This window comes from Chromobacterium sp. S0633, from assembly GCF_024158805.1.
Taxonomy (GTDB): Bacteria; Pseudomonadota; Gammaproteobacteria; order Burkholderiales; family Chromobacteriaceae; genus Chromobacterium.
Genome location: NZ_JAMZGH010000117.1, coordinates 1 through 1,078 on the forward strand (window position 1 = coordinate 1; position 1,078 = coordinate 1,078).

The window sequence follows — 1,078 nt, forward strand, 5'->3', positions numbered from 1 at the left end:
AGCACGCTCAGCAGCGCCTCCTTGGCCTCGCGCAGCCGCGCGACCAGCGCGGCGTCGAGCGCGCCCTGCGGCGCCTGTACCTGAAGCTGGTCGCCGCGACGATGCAGCGTGACGCCCGCGTCGGCAAGATCGGTCATGAGCCGTGCCATGGTCATAGCGTGATTTCCTCCGTGTCGGCGCCCGCGGCCGAATGTTGTTCCGTCACCAGCTTGCGCTCCAGCTGCGCCATCACCTGGTCGATCAGCTCGTCCAGCGAGGAGCCGTCGATCAGGTGCGAGATCGCGACGGACACCCCCAGCGCGCGCTCAAGCGCGTTGCGCAGTTCCGCGCCGGTCAGCGAGTCCACGCCCAGATCCAGCAGCGAAGTCTGACGCGGCAAGGCGGCCGGGCTGGACAGCACCGCGCGCAGTTCCGCGTCCAGATAATCGGCGACCCGCGCGCGGCGCTCGCCGGCGGGACGGCCGCGCAGTTGGTCGAAAGACAGGGTCCGCGCATTCGCGGCCGGCGCGCGGCCGACCAGGCCTTCGATCAGCGGCGGCAGATCGGGCTGCGCCGCGATCCGCGCAAGATCGATCGCGGCCACCACCAGATGCGGCTCGCCGGTGAACGCCCGTTCCAGCGCGGTGAAGGCCTCGCCCTCGCTCAGCGGGTTCAGGCCGCCGGCGCGAATCCGTTCCGCCGTCTTCGCGTCGGCCGCGCCCATGCCGGCCGCCCACGATCCCCAGCCTATGGACAGCGCCGGCCGCGCGCGCAAGCGCCGCCGCTGCGCCAGCGCGTCGAGATAGCCGTTGGCGGCGGCGTAGGCGGCCTGGCCGTGACGGCCGACCGCCGCGGAGATGGACGAATACAACAGGAAGAAGTCCAGCGGCTCGGCCTCGGTCAGCCGGTCCAGCAAGACCGCGCCGCCCACCTTGGCGCGCAGGGTCTCGGCGAAGGCCGCGGCGTCCAGCGCGTCCAGCGTCGCGTCGCGCACAATGCCCGCGCAGTGCGCGACGCCGCGTATCGGCCCGCCGGCCCCGGCGGTGGGCGTGGCCCGGGGGGGACACGGCCGGTGCGGGCGCGGGCCGATTGATATTTA

At 73.0% G+C, this 1,078-nt stretch carries 2 protein-coding genes; both read right to left on the reverse strand.

Annotated features, from left to right (window positions below):
• Positions 1 to 155, reverse strand: a 155-nt coding sequence (locus NK214_RS25200; RefSeq protein WP_371926317.1) for a hypothetical protein, incomplete at its 3' end; no start/stop codon positions are given.
• A complete protein-coding gene (locus NK214_RS25205; protein ID WP_371926318.1) occupies positions 152 to 1,075 on the reverse strand; it encodes a beta-ketoacyl reductase in 924 nt (307 codons plus the stop codon). The genes NK214_RS25200 and NK214_RS25205, both read right to left, overlap by 4 nt.
• Positions 1,076 to 1,078 lie beyond the last annotated feature (3 nt).